The organism is Salmonella sp. 741265073_HBA, from assembly GCF_046569105.1.
GTDB lineage: Bacteria > Pseudomonadota > Gammaproteobacteria > Enterobacterales > Enterobacteriaceae > Salmonella > Salmonella enterica.
On record NZ_JBKFRY010000010.1, the window covers coordinates 123,961 to 146,150 of the forward strand.

Here is a 22,190-nt window from a genome sequence, read left to right on the forward strand (position 1 = left end):
GTTGTGTATGGATAATGACAACAAATAGTTAACCAGATGTTATTTATTGGCAACGGTATTGTAGGGGTAATTTAATGAAATGTGAACATGTGGCCGGATTCAGCGGGAATTGGTAGGGCCAATTAAGGGGTGAAGACAACAAAGGGAAGTGAAAAGGCAATGGCATTATGCCATTGCCTTTGATGTCGGGAGTATTGTTACTCCATTACCACTGGAAGCCAGCGCCAATAGCTGCAGAGTAATCGCCCTGGCTGTTGCTGGTTCCTTGCAATTTATACACCCAGCCCCCGCTTTCACTTACCATGGAGACACCAATGGCGACGGCACTTTCACCATTAAATGTACCGCCAGCAATCGAAGTCATGTTGGCGCCTGGGGCGTAGGCTTGTGGCAGACCGGCCATGGCCATCGCTGAGGCGATACCGCCGCTCATCTTGTTTTCTACGCCTTTGATTTTGCTGTTCATTTCACCCATTTTCTGGTCGGTATAGGTGTTTGCTTCTTCGACGCTGCGTTTCAATTGCGCATAGTTAACCGCATCCGTATCGTTCACCGCCGCTGAAACATTGCCGATCCGAGTAGTACCGCCACTCCCGTCTCCCAGGTTGAGCACGCTATAGTTAACCGAGCCATCTGCATTGGTTTCATAACGAACGGAGCCTGCTTCTGAAGCTTTCAGTTGCGCCACATTAACCGCGTCAGTGTTGTTCACCCCTGCGGCAACGTTGGTAATACGGCGTTGTTGGGTAGAAGAGCCGACAGACACAGTATTAGCTTCATCTGCGACTGAATTTGTGCCTAACGCTACGCTGTTTTCAGCGGCAGCAATAGAGCCAGAGCCAATCGCAACACTGTCTTTACCCTGCGCATTAGCATCTACGCCATCGGTGTTGGTCTTGAAGTACTTGGTGCTACCGGTAGTGACAATATCGCCGACAGAGTTTTCGATATTGGTGACGCGGGTATCAAGACTACTCACCTGCGTGTTCAGGTTATTGATACTTTCGGTATTTGCGGCAACACGGCTGTCGGTGACTTTCAATTGACTAACGTTTACGGCATCGGTGTCTGCCGAACCCGCCGCGACGTTAGTGATCTGACGTTGACCGTCTTCACTGCCGACAGAGAACTCACCGACAGAGTTCTGCGGTGCGTCCATGTTGTAGGCGGTGTAGTCAGTCTGTGCGCCGCGAGTGGTCTGAGAACCATTACCCATTGCAATACTGTTTGCATGGTTGGCGCGTGCGTTAGAACCGATAGCAATACCGTTGATGGCATCAGCCATCACCAGTGTATTCAGACCAATACCAATACCTGCATCAGCATTGACGATGGTTTTCGCACCCATTGCCAGTGAGTCAGTCCCGACAGCCAGTGAATCTTCTTCCGTTGAGTTTGCGTGGTAGTACTTGGTCGGTGTAGTGGCGACCGCACCAATGGCATTTTGTAACTGACGAACTGTTACCGCATCTTGCGCTTCAGAGCCGTCCGCAACGTTGGTAATTTGACGATAGCTTACTCCATCCGTCCCCAATGACAATGCGCCCAGCAACTCTCTGTCTGTTGTATTGTAGCCAATGACGACGCCATCGCTTGTTACGCTCGTTGCTCGTATACCTGATGAAATAGCGCGGTTAGAGGTGGAGCCACTGCCCAAAGCGATGCTGCCATCAATGCTGCTGCTGCTGTTCTCTCCAAGCGCCAGACTCGAAGCACCGGATGCGACGGCGTTGTAACCCACTGCCGTTGCGCCGTTACCCGTTGCGTATGCATCCTGGCCTTCAAGCCCGCTATCATTCGTACGGATGTATTTCACGCCAGTACCATTTTCCTTGATATAGGTTTCGCTGGTATCGCCGGCTAGTTGGCTAATAGACTCATTATACTGAGAAATCAGCATGTTAGTTTCATAGAGCTGAGATCCATTAACGGCGTCAGTACTGTCACTGGCGATTTCACCTGCTGCTACATTGGTTATCTTATTGGTACCGCTGGTACCGTGGCTGGCGCTGAACGCACTCTCTTCGTCATCCCAGCTCAGTGCATCGGCACCAAGATTGGTGATGGACGTATTGATATCTGCGATAGCAGAGGTGTTTTGATCTACCTTCTGGTTGGTTTCATACAACTGTGAGCCGTTTACTGCGTCTGTGCTGTCCTCAGAAAGCGCCCCGGCGGCGACATTGGTTATTTTACTGATGCTTCCACCGTGGTTTGCGCTGAAAGCGCCGATGTCTTCGTCCCATAACAGAGCGTTATCAGTGAGGCCGGTAATGGACGTATTAATGTCGGAGACAGAAGTATTCAGGTTCTCAATCGCGGTGCTGTTCTGAGTGATGTTAGTGGTATTGGCGGCGATATCGGTCTTGTTCTGATCCACTTTTTCATTGGTTTCGAACAGCTGCGATCCGTTAACGGCGTCGGTACTTCCTTCAGACAGCTCCCCAGCGGCAACGTTGGTAATTTTGTTTGTCGTACTACTTCCGTGGCTGGCAGAGAACGAACTTGTTGTCTCATTCCAGCTCAGGTTGTCAGAGCTAAGGTTAGTGATGGACGTATTAATATCTGCGATAGCAGAGGTGTTTTGATCCACCTTCTGGTTGGTTTCATACAACTGGGAGCCGTTCACCGCGTCTGTACTGTCTTCAGAAAGGTTACCGGCGGCGACATTAATGATTTTGCTGGCGCTTCCGTTGCGGTTAGCGTTGAATGCGCCAGAGGCTGCATCCCACAACAGGGCATCGTCGGTGAGCATGGTGACGGAGTTGCTCAGACTGTTGATACTGGTGGTGTTGGTGGCGATATCAGTGGTGTTCTGATTGATGCTGGTTGTATTGGCAGCGATATCAGTGGTGTTCTGAGACACATTTTCATTGGTGGCAAACAATTGTGAGCCGTTAACGGCGTCGGTGCTGTCCGAAGCCAGGGTACCCGCCGCCAGATTGGTGATTTTGCTGTCGCTTCCGTTGTGCTTAGCGCTGAATGCGCCAGAGGTCGCATCCCAAAGCAGGGCATCGTCGGTGAGCGTGGTGACGGAGTTGCTCAGGCTGTTGATACTGGTGGTGTTGGCGGCGATATCAGTGGTGTTCTGATTGATGCTGGTTGTATTGGCAGCGATATCAGTGGTGTTCTGAGACACATTTTCATTGGTGGCAAACAGCTGTGAGCCGTTAACGGCGTCGGTGCTGTCTGCGGCCAGGGTGCCTGCCGCCAGATTGGTAATCTTGCTGTCGCTTCCGCTGTGGTTAGCGCTGAATGCGCTTGTGTTGCCATCCCACAACAGGGCATCGTCGGTGAGCGTGGTGACGGAGTTGCTCAGACTGTTGATACTGGTGGTGTTGGTGGCGATATCAGTGGTGTTCTGATTAATGCTGGCCGTATTGGCGGCGATATCGGTTGTGTTCTGGTTAATGCTGTTGGTATTGGTAGTGATGTCAGCGGTGTTCTGATCCACTTTTGCATTCGTATCAAACAACTGTGAGCCGTTAACGGCGTCGGTGCTGTCTGCGGCCAGGGTGCCTGCCGCCAGATTGGTAATCTTGCTGTCGCTTCCGCTGTGGTTAGCGCTGAATGCGCTTGTGTTGCCATCCCACAACAGCGCATCTTCGGCTAATCCTGCGACAGAGGCCCCTGTGTTAGTGATAGAAGTGTTAAGTGCGCTTAATGCACTGCCTACGTTATTGTAGATGCCTGTGCCTACCTCGTAGAGGGGCGCATTCACTGTACCATCACTATTAACGGAAGCCCCTCCGCCGAGTCGGTCGGCGACGGATTGACTTAAAGAGTAAATTTGCGCACCTGTAACGGCATCGGTACTGTTGGCATTGATGTCGCCTTTAGCAACGTAGGTGATCTGCCGCTGAGTGGTGCTGTTACCCACGGCGATGGAATTATCTTCCTGGGCGATAGAGCCCGAGCCAAGGGCAACTGAGTTGGTGCCTATCGCTTTTGCGCCCTTACCAAATGCAGCGCTGTCGTCGCCGCTCGCAGTGGCTTGATAACCTAATGCAGAGGAAGTTGCTCCGCTCGCGACAGATTTATAACCCAGTGCTACGGAGTTCTCTCCGCTGGCACTGGAGAGAACCCCCATTGCCATAGCAAAATTTCCAGCAGCGGATGATGAGGCTCCCATCGCAATAGCCCGGTCACCGGCTGAAGTCGATTTTACGCCAAGCGCTAGCGAAGAGTCGCCGGTGGACTGGCTGTATGAACCAATGGCGGTACTCCATTTCCCCATCGCGGAGGCGTGATAACCCATTGCAGCGCTTGCGCCATCAACGTTGGTGTAAGTATTGGCTGTGGCATCGGTACCAATTGCAATCCACCCTGTTCCTCCAGTCTGGGTACCCGTTGGAGTAACGCCGGCGCCAGTATCGTTCCCTGCTTTGGCCAGCGCATCCGCTGAGATCATAATACTGCTAAGACCGATGAGTGCGGAAACCGCCAGCTTTCTGCGGCCGCTTTTTTTGCCGCGGCTTTTTGCGGTTTCGCTGGTGACAATAAATGTTCCCGTAGCGGCATTCCAGAGGACTTTAAATATTCTGTTCATGGATAAATGCTTTCCTTTTCTAAAATAGTTGTATCAATAGCTATTATTTTTTGGGCTTCTTTTTTGTATCGTTAATAGGTTGTATGCTGTCGAATATGACATTCTCCATGTTAATACCTATTTTTAGATACTTAAGGTTATTGGGTGATACGCCTTTTAATGTTAGCGTGACGTTTGTCCATGTTCCCGGTAAGAGTTCGATTGTCGAATCCATTTTTGTGTTGAGCAGGAGTTGTCGCCAGCGAGGTAGATCTTTTGCCTCGGAAGGTTTTTTCGTACCCCATGTCATATTAAACGCAAGGTTTGATACGGGAATGCTGAGTAAGTTAACTAAATCAAGATGAATAACACTTCCATCATCTATTGGCTCAATAGATAGAATACGCCCGGCTAATCCGATATTGCCGTTGTTAATAATAAAATAGCGCGTTTGTGATGGGTCCAGTTCTGTGTAGTCGAATAGCCGTTGTTTGCGTTCAACGCGGCCAACGACTTCGGCGACCTTTTGGGTCGTGTTGATAAGCGTAGTTTGTTGTTTTTCTAGCAAATTTATCTTTGCTTCTTGTTCTTTTTGTTGTTTTTTCAGTTCTTCAACAAGGTGCTTATCTGCGAAGTAATCACAACCAGATAAAAAAAATGTGAATCCCAAAACAAGCAGGGGAATAAATTTTCCATTTTTGTGCATATAAAATATCCTTGTTTATAATTTATATGATATAAATAGTTAAACTATTATTTATACAGCTAACTCACCGTTCTGCGGGGTTACGGCATTGTCGATAATCAATTAATGTATGATTACAACGAAAATATTCATTGTCTCTATGAATTTGTATAAATGCCCGAAATTCATTATCAATTACCCATGGCAATACCTTATAAAAATATAATCATGATATTTATGTATAGATGCATTACCTTGTAGATAATAATGTTATTTAATTTAGTGGGTCAATTATATTCTGCGGGTCATGAGAACAGTCGATGAAAAAATTCATTGTATAAATACAAATAGGCCTGATAGTGGCATTTATATTCCTGAAAAATCGAGATTACCGTTAAAAATGAACTCGTATATAAGCGGTGTAAATACGTCTGGATAAAAATTCGGAATATAGCCCGATGCTCTCAAGGCCCCCGTCGAACGACAGGTACCTTGAGAGCCTGTGATGCGGAAGTGTTTAGAACTCGTTCTTCGCGAAGCCTGTCATCTCTTTGAGCCCCATTTCCCGGCCCAGCGCCGTCATCGGGTGCACCACGATCAGGCCGCGTACGCTTTTTTTGAGTTTGCCCATATCGGCCTGCTCTTTTTTAGTGATCGCGCGGCGAAACGGCAGGTTCATCAGCTTCTGCGCTTCTTTACTCAGTTTCTGGCTGTGTACTTCGCGCAGACGGATAATTTCTGCTTCCAGCGTCTCTTTTTCTTTTTCCAGCTCCGCGTATTTATCGGCGGATTCAACCAGAGAGAGACCTGCCTGCTGGTGGCGAATAGCGTCAAGACGATCGCTCAGGCGTTTAATTTCGTTTTTTTCAACTTCTTTCATGGGATAGCTTCTGATAGAAATGGGATAGATACCCTATAGTATGCGCGCAGTGAGTGATTCTTCACAACTCATGACGTAAAGATAATCAATTATGGCAAGTATTACACCGCTAATTATTTAGTTATCTCTTTGAGAATAAAATCTTTTTTTCGAAAGAAAAGATGAAGCGCCTTTTTTGCCGCAAGAAAAGCGATTAAGCACATTTTCCTCAATGACAACGCTAAAGTGATCCTAAACTCAAATAAGCGACCGCGGGAGTCAGACGCGGGTCACACATGGAGGATCTATCATGGCAAAAATAGGTGAGAACGTACCACTTCTTATTGATAAAGCCGTCGATTTTATGGCGTCCAGCCAGGCGTTCCGTGAATACTTGAATAAAACGCCGCCGCGTGATTATGTTCCTTCCGAAGTGCCGTCGGAGAGCGCGCCCATTTATTTGCAGCGTCTGGAATATTACCGGCGGCTGTACCGACCAAAAGAAGAAGAAAGAGGTTAACTGCGGGATTTACTTTTGAAAGGCCTTTTTTAAGCTGATTTTAGAAATCAGCTCGGTCAGGGAGAGAACCATCGTCGAACGCACCGCCTGCTGGTAGCGCTGAATTTGCATGGCGTAGAGCGCCGCGTCGGACGTATCAAAATGCGGCGGCGGCGGCAGCGCCATGACGCAGTGCAGTTCGCCAAACGGCCCGAGGATTTCATCGTCGGTAAAGGCGTATTCATTGCCGTCGTGATTCAGCTCTTCGCGCAGCGCCATTAACAGCTCCGCATCTTCATATTCGGTGCGGCTGAGTACGCCCAGGCCATAGATAAGTTTCAGACGTACCGAAAGATCGCCCAGCGGTCCGTCGCCGTCCAGCAACGGTTCCACAGCGTATTTCACCGCATAGTCGTCTTTGCGAAACACCTGGAGCACCAGAATATTCACCGCCTCGGTCAATAACTCGACGGCAGTAATCAGGAAGCTCCGTACGGTTTTGCCAGCATTCAGACGCTCAAGCACACGATTTTCAAAGGCCTGGGTTTGTTCCATTATTGCCTGCATATCTGACAATCTGTTATTTGGGCGCAGGCTAACCTGCGCCGGGTTCTGCGTCATTTGGTCGCGTTATAAGCGTTAACCGCCTCCGCCACCACATCGCTATTGGCATCCAGCCCGGAAATTTGCGCCAGAGCGGCCTGTGGACCTTTTTCGTCAATCAGCGCGGCCAGTTCCTGTGCCTGCGGATCTTCTTCACTGCGGAAATGCATCGCCGCCGCGATCCCTTTGACCAGATTCACATGCGGCAGACCATATTCCAGGGTGCCAAGCAGCGGTTTGATCAGACGGTCGCCCGCGCTGAGTTTGCGTAGCGGCTGACGTCCAACGCGCTCAACATCATCTTTCAGATACGGGTTTTCAAAACGACCGAGGATTTTCTGAATGTATGCCGCATGTTTGTCGGCATCAAAACCGTAGCGTTTGATCAGCACCGCGCCGCTTTCTTCCATCGCGCCTTTCACCACCGCGCGAATACTCTCATCGAGAATGGCGTCGCGAATGGTTTGATGACCGGCTAATTTGCCGAGGTACGCGGTTATAGCATGACCTGTGTTCAGCGTGAAGAGTTTACGTTCGACAAATGCCATCAGGTTATCCGTTAACTCCATCCCCGGAATGGTCGGCAACGCGCCTTTGAACTGGGTTTTATCGACGATCCACTCGCTGAAGGTTTCTACCGTCACTTCCAGCGGATCGTTGGTTGCAGAAGCAGATGGCGGCACAATACGGTCAACGGCGGAATCCACAAAACCGACGTGCTGTTCAACCCAGGCTTTATCGCCATCCGCCAGCGCGTTCATCACATGACCTTTGAGCTGTGTGGTGCCGCGCACCATATTTTCACAGGCGATGATATTCAGCGGGGCATCCACGCCCTGCGCCTTACGTTTTACCAGCCCTTTAGCGATGGCCGGAGCGATACGCTCAAGCACAACCGGACCCACGGCAGTAGTGATTAAATCAACGTGGGCAATCAGGTCGACAACATCATCGCCGATGCTGCTGACAGCGTTGACGCCGGAAACGGTATCCACCTGCTCATTTTCACCCACAACATGAACCTGATAGCTATGACGGGCATTCAGGGCATCGAGTACGACCTGATTTACATCCGCAAACGTCAGTTGTATCCCCGCGTCAGCCAGCAGTTTGCCGATAAAGCCACGACCGATATTACCTGCGCCAAAATGTAATGCTTTCATAGTATTAACCTTCATTAATGTTTTTACCCGAGAGGGCTGGGGTGAGGGACTGCATAGATTTCCCCTCAACCTAACCCTCTCCACAAGGGAGAGGATATCGCCTTCATATTTCGAACTGCAGATGCGTTGGCTCTCCTCGCTCACCCCAGTCACGTACTTATGTACGCTCCTGGGGATTCACTGCGTTGCCGCCTTCCTGCAGCTCGAACTATTTTGGGGATACTTAACTGTTAAGCTTTTTTACCTGCCAGCAGTTCCAGCACTTCATCCACGCTGGTGGTGTGCGCCAGACGTTCGATCACGGATTCATCATCCAGCGCGTTAGTCAGGCTGGTGATGACCTGGATGTGCTCATTGTTACGTGCGGCGATACCAATAACCAGACGGGCAATATCGTCTTCTTCTTCACCGAAGCGTACGCCTTCCGGATACTGGCAGAACACCACGCCGGTTTTCAGCACGCGATCTTTCGCTTCCACTGTACCGTGCGGTACTGCGATGGATTCACCGAGGTAAGTCGGCGTCAGCTTTTCGCGGTCCAGCATCGCCTCGACGTATTCCGGCTCAACATAGCCGCCTTTCACCAGCTGTTCACCGGCAAAGCGAATCGCCTCTTCTTTGTTAGCGGCTTTACGGCCCAGGAAGATATTCTCCGCACCCAGTTTGAACAGGTTGTTATCACCCTCCTCAAAGCTGTCTTTCAGATGGTCGCGTACTTTCTCTTCATTAGTATTGTGGCGCTGTGCGGCAACCAGACGTTCGGTCAGGCTGGTGTACAGGCCGCTATCCAGGAAGTTGGTCAGCGAAATATGCTGCGCCTGCGGTACCTGACGCATCGCGCGCTCGGTCAGGTCGCGGTGAGTAATGACCAGATCCACATCCGGCGGCAGATTGTTAATGGCGCTGTTGGTGACGGAGATCTGGCTCAGGCCCGCATCCTGTACTTTCTTACGCAGTACCCCTGCGCCCATCGCGCTGGAACCCATACCGGCATCGCAAGCCACGATGATTTTACGCACATGGCTCAGGTCGTTAGTCACGTCGCCAGCCGCCAGCGGAGAGGCGCCTTTAGATTCCGCTTTCATGTCATGCATACGACGGGTGGCCGCTTCAATGTCATCTTCTTCTTTCACTTTGCTGGTTTTCAGCAGAATTGCAGACACCACGAAGGAAACTGCCATTGCCGCCACGATGGCAGCGATGTTAGCGAAGTAAGCGCCTTTTGGCGTCATCGCCAGTACCGCCAGAATGGAACCTGGAGATGCCGGAGAGACCAGACCGCCGTTCAGGATGGTCAGGGTGAATACGCCGGTCATACCGCCGAGAATCACCGCCAGAATCAGGCGTGGGTTCATCAGCACGTACGGGAAGTAGATCTCATGGATACCGCCCAGGAAGTGGATAATCGCCGCGCCGCCCGCAGACTGTTTAGCGCTGCCGCGACCGAAGAACATGTACGCCAGCAGGACGCCCATCCCCGGACCCGGGTTAGCTTCAATCAGGAAGAAGATGGATTTACCCATCTCATGGGACTGCTGGATACCCAGTGGTGAGAAGATGCCGTGGTTAATCGCGTTATTGAGGAACAGGATTTTCGCCGGTTCAACAAAAATGGACGCCAGCGGCAGCATATCGTGCGCCACCATGAAGTTAACGCCCGCCGCCAGAATTTTGGACAGGACTTCAACCGCCGGACCAATACCGAGGAACGCCAGGATGGCGAGGATCATACCGATGATGCCAGCGGAGAAGTTGTTCACCAACATCTCAAAACCGGATTTGATCTTACCGTCTACCCAACTGTCGAATTTCTTAATGCAGTAGCCGCCTAATGGACCGGCGATCATCGAGCCGAGGAACATCGGCATATCCGCGCCGACAATAACGCCCATGGTAGTGATAGCGCCCACTACGCCGCCGCGTTCGCCGCCAACCAGACGACCGCCGGTATAACCGATGAGCAGCGGCAGCAGGTAGGTGATCATCGGACCAACCAGTTTCGCCAGCGTTTCGTTAGGCAACCACCCTGTTGGAATAAATAATGCGGTGATAATACCCCACGCGATAAACGCGCCGATATTAGGCATCACCATATTGCTGAGGAATCGACCAAAGCTTTGCACTTTGATCTTAATATCGGATGACATAAAAACACCCCTTCTTATGTTGCTGTCGCGCAGGCTGAAAGCCCGAGGTTTGTTAATGTAGCGGCAGAGGTAGCCGGACCCTGTAGTGTAGATACTGCGCAATCTGGCACTGAATCGTTCAACTGTCCAGACAGGGACAATTTATGTGATTTGTGTCACATTAATATAGGGGGTAGAGAGGTAATTGATGTGATATTGATCACAAAGTGGCTGTGTAAAAAAACAACGAATCTAATTTTTAGCTCTTAAAATGCAATTTTATGTGAGATATTTCACATTTTTATTTTGGTGCTTTGTTGAGTTTTTGTGATCTTCTTCACAAGAAATTTTAAGCCCGGGTAACGTCAATACGATCCGGCAAACATTTTGTCGCGAGCCTTCTCACGTTATGTCATTCAGCAACCTCCTTTTGTGTCTCTTTTCGTCTTATTTGAGCCATACTATGATTTTTACTGGTTGGCAAAAAGGACACGGCATGAAACTCATCGGTAGCTACACCAGCCCTTTTGTGCGCAAAATCTCTGTTCTGCTGCTCGAAAAAGGCATTACCTTCGAATTTATTAATGAACTACCCTACGAGGCGGATAACGGCGTGGCGCAATACAACCCTCTGGGTAAGGTGCCAGCGCTGGTGACGGAGAAAGGCGAGTATTGGTTCGATTCGCCGATCATCGCGGAATATATTGAGTTGCTGGATATCGCGCCAGCGATGCTCCCGCGTGACCCGATGGCAGCGCTTAAAGTTCGCCAGCTTGAAGCGTTGGCTGACGGCATTATGGATGCAGCGTTGGTTTCTGTACGCGAACAGGCGCGCCCGGCGGCGCAACAATCGGAAACGGAACTGCTGCGCCAGCGGGAAAAAATCAACCGCAGCCTGGATATGCTCGAAAGTTATCTGAGCGATGGGACGCTAAAAACGGATACGGTCAATCTGGCGACTATCGCGATTGCCTGTGCGGTAGGCTATCTCAACTTCCGCCGGGTCGCGCCCGGCTGGTGTGTTAGCCGCCCCCACCTGGTCAAACTGGTCGAAACGCTTTTTCAACGCGAAAGCTTTGCCCGCACCGAAGCGCCAAAGGCTTGACGCGCATTATGTCCGCCTGAGCAAACTCACGTTACAATCCCCCTTATGTCGATATCCCTCTCCCGCCAGGAGAGGGCCACCAACAGCCAGGCATTTTCATGACAAGCGAAACGCGTACACTCTACAGCCAGCTTCCTGCTATCGATCGCTTATTGCACGATAGCGCTTTTCTTTCTCTGCGCGATCGGTATGGCCATACCCAGGTGGTTGATCTGCTTAGGCGGATGCTTGACGACGCGCGCGACGTCATCCGGAATACGCAAACGCTTCCCGACTGGTACGCAGACTGGGCGCAAGAGGCGAAACTCCGGCTGGAAAATGCGGCGCAAAGCGCGCTGCGCCCGGTGATTAACCTGACGGGGACGGTGCTGCACACCAATCTTGGCCGCGCATTGCAGGCGCAAGAAGCGATTGAGGCGGTAACGCAGGCGATGCGCGCGCCGGTGACGCTGGAATATGATTTGGATGGCGCCGGGCGGGGGCATCGCGACCGGGCGCTGGCGACGCTGTTATGCCGTATCACCGGGGCGGAGGACGCCTGTATCGTCAATAACAATGCGGCGGCGGTATTGCTGATGCTGGCGGCGACCGCCAGCGGCAAAGAGGTGGTGGTTTCGCGTGGCGAGCTGGTCGAAATCGGCGGCGCGTTTCGTATTCCGGATGTTATGCGCCAGGCGGGCTGTACGCTGCATGAAGTAGGCACCACCAACCGGACGCACGCGAAAGATTACCGTCAGGCGGTAAATGAAAATACCGGGCTGTTGATGAAGGTGCATACCAGTAATTACAGCATTGAGGGCTTTACCAAAACGGTAGAGGAAGCGGAACTGGCGGAAATCGGGCGAGAGCTGGATATTCCGGTGGTGGCGGATCTGGGCAGCGGTTCACTGGTGGATTTAAGTCAATATGGCTTACCCAAAGAGCCGATGCCGCAGCAGCTCATTGCCGCAGGCGTCAGCCTGGTAAGCTTCTCCGGCGATAAGTTGCTGGGCGGGCCGCAGGCCGGGATCATCGTCGGCAAAAAAGCGATGATTGCCCAACTGCAAAGCCATCCGCTGAAACGCGCTCTGCGCGCGGATAAAATGACGCTGGCGGCGCTGGAGGCAACGTTACGTCTGTATCTGCACCCGGAAGCGTTGGCGGAGAAATTACCCACCCTGCGTCTGTTAACCCGCAGTGAAGCGTCGATTCGCGAACAAGCGCAGCGGTTACAGGCGCGGCTGGTGGCACGTTACGGCGATGAATTTGCGCTGGAGGTTAAACCCTGCCTGTCGCAAATCGGCAGCGGTTCATTACCGGTAGACCGCCTCCCCAGCGCCGCCATGACATTTACCCCGCACGACGGGCGCGGTAGTCGGCTGGAGGCGCTGGCGGCTCGCTGGCGCACGCTGCCTGTACCGGTCATTGGCCGAATTTATGATGGCCGTTTATGGCTGGATATGCGCTGTCTTGAAGACGAAAGCCGGTTTATGGAGATGATGCTGAAATGATTATTGCAACTGCCGGACACGTAGACCACGGTAAAACGACGTTGCTCCAGGCGATTACCGGAGTCAATGCCGATCGCCTGCCGGAAGAGAAAAAACGCGGGATGACTATCGATCTGGGCTACGCCTATTGGCCGCAGCCGGATGGTCGTGTGCTGGGCTTTATCGATGTGCCTGGGCATGAAAAATTCCTCTCTAACATGCTGGCGGGCGTAGGCGGTATCGATCACGCTTTGCTGGTGGTCGCCTGTGATGACGGCGTTATGGCGCAAACGCGCGAGCATTTACAGATCCTGCAACTGACGGGCAATCTCCAGCTCACCGTCGCGCTGACCAAAGCCGATCGCGTGGACGAGGCGCGTATCGGTGAAGTACGAGAAGAGGTACTGGCGGCGCTCGACAACTATGGCTTCGCCGATACCGTTTTATTTGTCACCGCTGCCAATGAAGGACGCGGTATTGCAGAACTTCGCGCTCATTTACAGCAGCTTCCTGCACGTTTGCACGCCGCGCAGCATCGCTTCCGTCTGGCTATCGACCGTGCGTTTACGGTGAAAGGGGCGGGACTGGTGGTGACCGGAACGGCGTTGAGCGGAGAGGTGAAGGTAGGTGATACGCTGTGGTTAACCGGAGTAAATAAACCGATGCGGGTGCGTAGCCTGCACGCACAAAATCAGCCTACCGACCATGCGCACGCCGGGCAACGTATTGCGCTCAATATTGCGGGCGATGCGGAGAAGGAACAGCTTAACCGCGGCGACTGGCTGCTTTCCGATGCGCCGGTGGGGGAAGCTTTTTCCCGGGTGATCGTTTCTCTGGCGCTTCATGCGCCGCTTTCCCAATGGCAGCCGCTACATATTCACCATGCCGCCAGCCATGTGACCGGTCGCGTCTCTTTGCTGGAAGGCGGGCTGGCCGAGCTGATCTTCGATACGCCGTTGTGGCTGGCCGATAATGACAGACTAGTGCTGCGTGATATTTCCGCACGTGCCACCCTTGCCGGCGCACGCGTGGTGACGCTTAAGGCGCCGCGTCGCGGTAAACGTAAACCAGATTATTTGCACTGGCTTTCAACGCTTGCCGACGCGCAGGACGATAGCGCGGCGTTGGCCATTCATCTGGAACGCGGCGCCGTCAACCTGCCGGATTTCGGTTGGGCGCGTCAGCTTAATCCTCTCGGTATGCGTCAGCTTATTGAGCAACATGGTTTTATCCAGGCCGGAGACAATCTGTTAAGTGCGCCCGTCGCCGCCCGCTGGCAGCGTAAGATTCTTGATACGCTGGCGACCTACCACGAACAGCACCGCGATGAACCGGGGCCGGGACGCGAGCGTTTACGCCGCATGGCCCTGCCAATGGAAGATGAAGCGCTGGTCCTGATGCTGATCGAGCGGATGCGCGATGACGGCCTGATTCATAGCCATCACGGTTGGTTGCATCTGCCGGATCATAAAGCGGGATTTAGCGATGAGCAGCAGGCCGTCTGGCAAAAAGTCGAACCGCTATTTGGCGATGAGCCCTGGTGGGTACGCGATCTGGCGAAAGAGACCGGAACGGAGGAACAATTGATGCGGCTGGTGCTGCGGCAGGCGGCACAGCAAGGCATCATTACCGCGATCGTAAAAGATCGGTACTATCGTAACGATCGGATTGTCGCTTTCGCCAATATGATCCGCGAGCTGGATCAAGAGAGAGGATCAACGTGTGCGGCGGATTTTCGCGACAGGCTGAATGTAGGGCGGAAACTGGCTATTCAGATCCTTGAATATTTTGACCGGATTGGATTTACACGGCGTCGTGGGAATGATCATTTATTACGTGATGCGTTATTATTTCCGCAAAAAGAATGAAATGGTTAAATTAAATCAGAAATGAATCAATACAATTATTGAGTTGATTTATAAAAGCACATCAGGAAATTAACCTAATGTGCTTTTTATTTTTCTGACTTCTTAAAATAGTCATCGTGATCATATTATTAGGATAATTTCACCCGTATTCTTCGCACCTTATTCTGGTAATTAAGGACAGTATAATGGCAGCTTCAACGTTTTTTATTCCTTCCGTGAATGTAATTGGTGCCGATTCATTAAAGAACGCAATGAATACGATGGCGGAATATGGTTTTCGCCGTACATTAATTGTTACGGATGCTATGCTGACAAAATTAGGGATGGCGGGTGATATTCAAAAAGCGCTACAGGAACGTGATATTTTTAGCGTGATTTATGATGGTACGCAGCCTAACCCTACCACCAGCAATGTGGCAGCTGGGTTGAAGCTTCTGAAAGAAAATGGCTGCGACAGCGTTATCTCGCTGGGCGGCGGTTCCCCGCACGACTGTGCGAAAGGTATCGCTCTGGTGGCGGCGAATGGCGGCGATATTCGTGACTATGAAGGCGTTGACCGCTCCGCGAAACCGCAGTTGCCGATGATTGCGATTAATACGACCGCCGGCACCGCGTCTGAAATGACCCGTTTTTGTATCATCACCGACGAAGAACGTCATATTAAAATGGCTATCGTCGATAAACACGTTACGCCGCTGCTCTCTGTCAACGACTCCTCTTTAATGGTTGGTATGCCGAAATCCCTGACGGCGGCAACCGGTATGGATGCGTTAACCCACGCGATTGAAGCTTATGTTTCCGTTGCGGCAACGCCTATTACCGATGCCTGCGCGTTGAAAGCGGTAACGATGATTGCGGAAAATCTGGTTGTTGCGGTTGAAGAGGGGAGCAATGTCCAGGCGCGTGAAGCGATGGCTTATGCTCAGTTCCTGGCGGGAATGGCGTTTAACAATGCGTCGCTGGGCTACGTTCATGCTATGGCGCATCAACTTGGCGGTTTCTACAACCTACCGCACGGCGTATGTAACGCGGTTCTGCTGCCGCATGTGCAGGTATTCAACAGCCAGGTAGCGGCGGCTCGCCTGCGTGATTGCGCTGCGGCGATGGGCGTCGATGTATCAGGTATGAGCGAGGCGGAAGGCGCGCAGGCGTGTGTGGCGGCCATTCGCCAACTGTCGCAGAAAGTCAACATTCCGGCGGGACTGCGCGAGCTAAACGTGAAGGAAGAAGATATCCCGGTTTTGGCGACCAATGCTCTTAAAGATGCCTGTGGTCTGACGAACCCGATTCAGGCGACTCACGACGAGATTGTGGAAATTTATCGCGCGGCGATGTAACGCCTTTGCCCGGTGGCGCGGACGCTTACCGGGCCTGCGTAGACGATGCAGGCCGGATAAGGCGTAACACGTTAGCTTCGATCGAGCTTTTGCTGCGCCAGCCAGACGGCGCCCAGCCTGCCCGCCTGATTTCCCAGTTGGCAGGGCTGAATCGGCACCTGGAGCGCCTCCCACATTTCAAACGTTTCAAGATGCCGCGTCAGGAGCGGGTAGAGCTTTTCCTGTTCGCTTATTCCTCCGCCGATCAGCACCACGCCCGGATCAAACATAGAGATTACGCTGTAAACGCCGCGTGACAGATAACGCGCCCAGTCATTGACCGCCTCACGCAGATGAACATCGGTCGCCATTCGTTCGAAGATCACATCCGCAGGCGGCATCTCTTCGGCAGGCAGCGCCAGCGCCTGGCGGCACGACGCCATTAATCCGCTGGTTGACGCGATTTTGTGCATACTTTCGCCATTATTCCCGACCGGCATGACGCCGAATTCACCGGCATGGAAATGTGCGCCGCGATACAGTTCTCGTCCGACGATAATACCGCCACCAATGCCTGTTCCAATGGTGATACAGACCAGATTGTCATAATGCTGCCCGGCGCCTCGCCACATTTCGCCCAGCGCCGCGCAGTTCGCGTCGTTCTCCACGACCAGCGGCAGATCGGTCAGCCCGCTGAACAACTCCATCAGGTTGACGTCATCCAGGTAAGCCAGCGCGCCCGCTTTTGCCGCATAACCGTTATGGGGATTAATATGGCCGGGGAAACTGACCCCGATTGCCGCAATGTCATAGTCCTGTTGGCAACGCGCCACCACATCCTGCCATTTGCGGGTAAACGTGGAGGCGTCCTCTGGCGTATCGAATTGATGATGGGTTAATTCTTCGCCGTCACTGTTAATCACGCCATATTTGACGTGAGTTCCTCCCACATCAATGCCGATATATTGCTGCATAGTGTTCTCCGTACGTTAAACAGGCACCTGTTTAGTATGGCTAAAACCAGACGGAGAAACGTAAAGGAAAGTAATTCGTGATTGCTGTCGTAAAGCGGAAAACCATTGGCGAAAAATTCACCAGTACCGTCTACCCTTGTGGAGTACCTTTACAATAAGGAGTTGGTCATGACGAACAATCCCCCTTCAACACGTATTCAGCCAGGTGAATACGGGTACCCACTGAAGTTAAAAGCCCGCTATGACAATTTTATTGGCGGTGACTGGGTTGCGCCCGCCGACGGCGAATATTATCAAAACCTGACGCCAGTGACCGGCCAGCCGCTATGTGAAGTCGCTTCCTCCGGTAAAAAAGATATCGATTTAGCGCTCGACGCCGCGCATAAGGCGAAAGATAAGTGGGCGCATACGTCAGTACAAGACCGTGCCGCTATCTTGTTTAAGATCGCCGATCGGATGGAACAAAACCTCGAACTGTTGGCGACAGCGGAAACCTGGGATAACGGTAAACCGATTCGTGAAACCAGCGCCGCCGACGTACCGCTGGCGATCGATCATTTCCGCTATTTCGCCTCCTGTATACGTGCGCAGGAGGGCGGGATCAGCGAAGTTGATAGTGAAACCGTGGCCTACCATTTTCACGAACCGCTTGGCGTCGTGGGGCAGATAATCCCGTGGAACTTTCCGTTGTTGATGGCAAGCTGGAAAATGGCGCCAGCGCTGGCGGCGGGTAACTGCGTAGTGCTTAAACCGGCACGCCTGACGCCGCTTTCCGTTCTGCTGTTGATGGAAGTCATTGGCGATCTGTTACCACCGGGCGTCGTCAACGTCGTGAACGGCGCGGGCGGCGAGATCGGTGAATATCTGGCGACCTCGAAACGTATCGCGAAGGTGGCGTTTACCGGTTCGACGGAAGTGGGTCAACAGATCATGCAGTACGCCACGCAGAATATTATTCCGGTGACGCTGGAGTTAGGCGGTAAATCGCCAAATATCTTCTTTGCTGACGTGATGGATGAAGAAGATGCGTTCTTTGATAAAGCGCTGGAGGGTTTTGCCCTGTTTGCCTTTAACCAGGGCGAGGTGTGTACCTGTCCAAGCCGTGCGCTGGTCCAGGAGTCCATCTATGAGCGCTTTATGGAGCGCGCTATTCGCCGGGTAGAGAGCATTCGCAGCGGGAACCCGCTAGATAGCGGTACACAGATGGGGGCGCAGGTCTCCCACGGCCAGCTTGAGACTATCCTCAATTATATCGATATCGGTAAAAAAGAGGGGGCCGATATTCTGACCGGTGGGCGACGCAAGGAGCTGGATGGCGAACTTAAAGAGGGCTATTACCTTGAGCCTACCATTCTGTTTGGTAAGAATAATATGCGCGTCTTTCAGGAGGAGATCTTTGGCCCGGTGCTGGCGGTAACCACCTTTAAAACCATGGAGGAGGCGCTGGAAATCGCTAACGATACGCAGTATGGCCTCGGCGCCGGCGTCTGGAGCCGCAACGGCAATCTGGCCTATAAGATGGGGCGCGGCATTCAGGCCGGGCGCGTATGGACCAACTGCTATCACGCCTATCCGGCACATGCGGCGTTCGGCGGCTATAAACAGTCGGGCATCGGGCGCGAAACGCATAAGATGATGCTGGAACACTACCAGCAAACCAAGTGTCTGCTGGTGAGCTATTCCGATAAGCCGCTGGGGCTGTTCTGACGCAAGAGGTAATGCCCGATGGCGCTGCGCTTATCGGGCCTACAAAAATTCATCGCAATATACTGATATTGCAAATCTTGTAGGCCGGATAAGGCGCAGCCGCCATCCGGCACAGTATTACCGCTCGTTGACCCAAATCCGCATTTCGCCCTCGCCACGGTTGGCCCAGCTAAACCACGGAATGAACGTTAGCGTCTGCGGCTGGCGCGATGACGGCGCGTTATCGTAGTGCCACAACGCCTGATGCTGCGCATCTGAGGCGCTTTGCTTCTCGCCTTCAGCCTGAATCAGCATCTTATGCGCAAAAAGCCCTTTGCCCTCAAAGACCCGGAATTCACTCTCTTTCGGTAGCCACAGATTATGCAGTTCTTCGCCGTTATCGGCCTGCTCAAGGCAATAGACCAGCGGCCCGCGCTGAATGGCGACCTTACCGGCGACGTGACGCGCCAGCGGATTGCCATACACGCGGCGAACCGGCATCGGCAGCGTCAGGGTTATCGTATCGCCCTCCTGCCAGGTCCGACGGATATGCAGATAACCTTTGCGAATATCCTGCTCCACTTCCAGCCCGTTGAGCGTCACTTTTGCCTCAGGGCACCAGTCCGGCAGACGTAGCGCCAGCGTGTGACGTACCGGCTGCACAGAGTCGATGGCGATCTTCACCTGCTCATGCCACGGGTAGTTCCCGCTGATTCGCAGTTTGAGCGCGCCATTTTCAACCGGTATTTCCATGCTGTTACCCACGTACATATTGATGTACAGCGCATCCGCACGCGGCGTGTAGATGTAGTGACCAAGGGAGGTGAGCACGCGGGCGATGTTCGGCGGGCAGCAGGCGCAGCCAAACCAGCGCTGGCGAATGGGCTTAACGTGATCGTAAATATGGTTGAATTTTAACGATTTTGGATGCACTTCCAGCGGATTGACGTAGAAGAAATGCTTGCCATCCAGCGCCATACCGCCGAGGACGGTGTTGTACAGCGCGCGCTCCATCACGTCGGCGTACTGGCTATCGGCTTCCATTTCCAGCATTCGGCGGGCGAACATCATCAGGCCGATTGAAGCGCAGCTTTCCGCATAGACCGAATCATTCGGTAAATCGTAATCGCTGCTAAAGGCTTCGCCACTGCTCTGTGAACCGATGCCTCCGGTGATATACAGCTGACGCTGCGCCATATTTTTCCACAGACGCAGGCAGTCCTGGCGTTTGCCTTCATCGTTGCTCAGGCGAGCGAGATGCGCCACGCCAGTCATCAGATAGACAAAACGTACCGCGTGGCCAATGGCCGTCTGCTGCTGCGAAATTGGCAGATGCGCCTGGCTGTAGGCTTTGTCTTTGACCATCCACGCCGGGCCGTAGGTATGCCAGTAAGAGGTTTGGCCGCGTTTTTCGTACTCTTCGTCGTAGAAGTGCGGTTGGGTGCCGCGCTGTCCGATAAAGTAGCTTGCCAGCATCATATAGCGCGGCTGCTCTGTTACCTCATACAGACGCATCAGCGCCAGCTCAATTTCCGGGTGGCCCGGATAGCCGTGCAGCTGATTTTCGCCAGGGCCGAAAGTGCTGTCGATATGATCGGCCAGGCGACAAACGACGTCTAGCAGCCGACGCTTACCGGTGGCCTGAAAGAAGGCGACGCCCGCTTCAATCAGATGCCCGGCGCAATAAAGCTCGTGGCACTCCGCCAGGTTGCTCCAGCGTTCTTGCGGGGCTTTTGCCGTAAAGTACGTATTGAGATAGCCATCGTCACACTGCGCGGCGGCCACCAGTTCAATCACCTCATCGGCGGTTTTCTCAAGCGCGGGATCGGGCTTCTGGCACAGTGACCAGGCAACCGCTTCCAGCCATTTCGCCACGTCGCTGTCCTGAAAGACCATGCCGTAAAAGTCGCCCGTCTGCTGGCCTGCGGCAATGCGGAAATTTTCAATGGCATGGCTGGGTTCAGCCTCTGGAATACGATCGTTTAACGCATCCCACTGGTAAGGAATAACCACATCGCGAACCAGTTGTTGATACTGTCCGAGGAACGGATCGCTGACCGTCAGTTTATGCAGATCGACTTCCAGTACGTTCATTTCGTGCTCCTTAAGGCTGTAGAGGTCATAGATATTCCTCGCTGACGGGGTATTTTATGGCAGTAATTTTTATTTTCGCGTTATGACCTGATTCATTTTGCCCGGATAGCGGTGAGCGACAAGGCGATAAAAGAGTAAAAAAAGATGACGATTCCGACCCGTATTTAAAAATGTGAGATGGATCGAGTGAAATGACTATTTTTAGTTAATAATCAAAAGCTAATATGAAATACGGTGCTGAATGAGCGGGAAATGACATATTAATGCTCGAATTATCCATGACATTACCGATTAAAGTCCAAAACGGCGGATTATTTATTTCTCGCGGCATTGGGCGTCATCCTGCCAGGCGTCTGCAATCGTGGGAAATTATATTTGTGGAAAAAGGCTGCCTGAAAATTCAGGAAGAAGAATGTGTTTTCTGTGTCGACGCCGGGGAAAGCCTGTTGCTTTGGCCGCATCGCCGCCATATTGGCGTTGAGGAGTTTCCCGCCGATCTTAAATTTTACTGGCTCCATTTTGAGGTCAAAGCGCCGGACAGCGACCCGCGCTGGCTGACGCATCTTTCCGTGCCGCAGCATACCCAGGTTGCCGATCCGCAGGCGCTGATTGCGCTTTTTCGCCAGTTTATGAACGAGCAGGAAGAGCACCAGCGCAGCCCGGCGCTGGAGTTCATCGTGCTGCTGATTTTGCAGCAGCTCACTGTTGACGCCCGGCAGAATGAAAACGCCGAGGCCGCTGGCGTGTCGCTGGCCTGGAAAGTACAGCAGCTGATTCGAACGCACTATCACCTGCCGCTTTCCAGCTCAGTTCTGGCGAAAGAACTGCATTGCAATGTGGATTATCTGGGACGCGTTTATCGGCGGGTATTTCACCTTACGCTAACGGAGGCCATCCACCGCCAGCGGGTGCGCGAGGCGGAAAAGTTGCTGATTAGCGACGCGCGTTCGTTAAAAGAGGTGGCGGAGCGGTGCGGTTTTAATGATGTTGGTTACTTTCGCCAGATCTTCCGCAAGCACACCGGCCTGACGCCTACCGCCTGGAAGCGGCGCTACAGTAAGGAACACGTTAATTCTTGAGTATAATCTTTGGCCCTCTGACAACGCGGTTGCAAACTGAATGCCCGATGGCGCTTTGCTTATCGGGCCTACGAGAGTTCATCACAACGTATTGATATTGCAAATCTTGTAGGTCGGATAAGGCGCAGCCGCCATC

The 22,190-nt window shown here is 52.6% G+C and carries 15 protein-coding genes; 7 read left to right on the plus strand and 8 right to left on the minus strand.

Going from position 1 to position 22,190, the window contains the following annotated elements; translation table 11 throughout:
• Positions 1-205 precede the first annotated feature (205 nt).
• The 3 genes from sadA to ACLD3P_RS14810 all read right to left on the minus strand — a co-directional run bounded on the left by sadA (position 206) and on the right by ACLD3P_RS14810 (position 6,093).
• Positions 206-4,549 carry a trimeric autotransporter adhesin SadA gene (gene sadA, locus ACLD3P_RS14800; RefSeq protein WP_411006712.1) on the minus strand — a complete coding sequence of 1,448 codons (4,344 nt, stop codon included), beginning with the start codon at positions 4,547-4,549 and terminating at the stop codon, positions 206-208.
• A 43-nt stretch (positions 4,550-4,592) separates the two neighbouring features.
• Positions 4,593-5,234: a DUF3251 domain-containing protein gene (locus ACLD3P_RS14805; RefSeq protein WP_131046736.1), complete on the minus strand. Its 642-nt coding sequence runs from the start codon at positions 5,232-5,234 to the stop codon at positions 4,593-4,595.
• A gap of 496 nt (positions 5,235-5,730) precedes the next feature.
• A complete protein-coding gene (locus tag ACLD3P_RS14810; protein ID WP_131046737.1) occupies positions 5,731-6,093 on the minus strand; it encodes a YibL family ribosome-associated protein in 363 nt (120 codons plus the stop codon).
• Between the two features lie 289 nt (positions 6,094-6,382).
• Between ACLD3P_RS14810 and ACLD3P_RS14815 the strand changes: the two genes are divergently transcribed.
• A complete protein-coding gene (locus ACLD3P_RS14815) occupies positions 6,383-6,592 on the plus strand; it encodes a hypothetical protein (RefSeq protein WP_001062558.1) in 210 nt (69 codons plus the stop codon).
• A gap of 9 nt (positions 6,593-6,601) precedes the next feature.
• Here ACLD3P_RS14815 and mtlR read toward each other — a convergent pair whose 3' ends face one another.
• From mtlR to mtlA, 3 genes are all read right to left on the minus strand, one after another.
• On the minus strand, positions 6,602-7,192 hold the full coding sequence (gene mtlR / locus ACLD3P_RS14820; protein ID WP_000193201.1) for a mannitol operon repressor MtlR: 591 nt from the start codon (positions 7,190-7,192) through the stop codon (positions 6,602-6,604).
• Positions 7,189-8,337 carry a mannitol-1-phosphate 5-dehydrogenase gene (gene mtlD / locus ACLD3P_RS14825; protein WP_076727390.1) on the minus strand — a complete coding sequence of 383 codons (1,149 nt, stop codon included), beginning with the start codon at positions 8,335-8,337 and terminating at the stop codon, positions 7,189-7,191. The genes mtlR and mtlD overlap by 4 nt, the downstream gene beginning before the upstream one ends.
• Positions 8,338-8,567: 230 nt before the next feature.
• Positions 8,568-10,484 (minus strand): PTS mannitol transporter subunit IICBA, encoded by a 1,917-nt coding sequence (gene mtlA, locus ACLD3P_RS14830; RefSeq protein WP_000093287.1) that lies wholly within the window; start codon positions 10,482-10,484, stop codon positions 8,568-8,570.
• 475 nt (positions 10,485-10,959) lie between these two features.
• Here mtlA and ACLD3P_RS14835 point away from each other — a divergent pair, with 475 nt between their 5' ends.
• The 4 genes from ACLD3P_RS14835 (at position 10,960) to yiaY (ending at position 16,242) form a co-directional block, all read left to right on the plus strand.
• A complete protein-coding gene (locus ACLD3P_RS14835; protein ID WP_000766681.1) occupies positions 10,960-11,568 on the plus strand; it encodes a glutathione S-transferase in 609 nt (202 codons plus the stop codon).
• Between the two features lie 98 nt (positions 11,569-11,666).
• Positions 11,667-13,058, plus strand: coding sequence for an L-seryl-tRNA(Sec) selenium transferase (gene selA, locus ACLD3P_RS14840; RefSeq protein ID WP_023229751.1), 1,392 nt, complete (start codon positions 11,667-11,669; stop codon positions 13,056-13,058).
• A complete protein-coding gene (gene selB / locus ACLD3P_RS14845) occupies positions 13,055-14,905 on the plus strand; it encodes a selenocysteine-specific translation elongation factor (RefSeq protein ID WP_000582384.1) in 1,851 nt (616 codons plus the stop codon). Before selA ends, selB begins: the two co-directional genes overlap by 4 nt.
• A 185-nt stretch (positions 14,906-15,090) precedes the next feature.
• Positions 15,091-16,242 carry an L-threonine dehydrogenase gene (gene yiaY / locus ACLD3P_RS14850; protein ID WP_061377055.1) on the plus strand — a complete coding sequence of 384 codons (1,152 nt, stop codon included), beginning with the start codon at positions 15,091-15,093 and terminating at the stop codon, positions 16,240-16,242.
• A gap of 71 nt (positions 16,243-16,313) precedes the next feature.
• Here yiaY and ACLD3P_RS14855 read toward each other — a convergent pair whose 3' ends face one another.
• Complete coding sequence (locus ACLD3P_RS14855) at positions 16,314-17,195, minus strand: ROK family protein (protein ID WP_131046738.1); 882 nt, start codon at positions 17,193-17,195, stop codon at positions 16,314-16,316.
• Positions 17,196-17,363: 168 nt separating this feature from the next.
• Between ACLD3P_RS14855 and aldB the strand changes: the two genes are divergently transcribed.
• A complete protein-coding gene (gene aldB / locus ACLD3P_RS14860; protein ID WP_000183988.1) occupies positions 17,364-18,902 on the plus strand; it encodes an aldehyde dehydrogenase AldB in 1,539 nt (512 codons plus the stop codon).
• A 117-nt stretch (positions 18,903-19,019) separates the two neighbouring features.
• On the opposite strand, the gene ACLD3P_RS14865 is transcribed toward aldB, so the two are convergent.
• Positions 19,020-20,975 carry a glycoside hydrolase family 127 protein gene (locus ACLD3P_RS14865; protein ID WP_411006475.1) on the minus strand — a complete coding sequence of 652 codons (1,956 nt, stop codon included), beginning with the start codon at positions 20,973-20,975 and terminating at the stop codon, positions 19,020-19,022.
• A gap of 263 nt (positions 20,976-21,238) precedes the next feature.
• On the opposite strand from ACLD3P_RS14865, the gene ACLD3P_RS14870 reads away from it, so the two are divergent.
• Complete coding sequence (locus ACLD3P_RS14870) at positions 21,239-22,054, plus strand: helix-turn-helix domain-containing protein (protein WP_411006474.1); 816 nt, start codon at positions 21,239-21,241, stop codon at positions 22,052-22,054.
• The last annotated feature ends 136 nt before the right edge of the window (positions 22,055-22,190 follow it).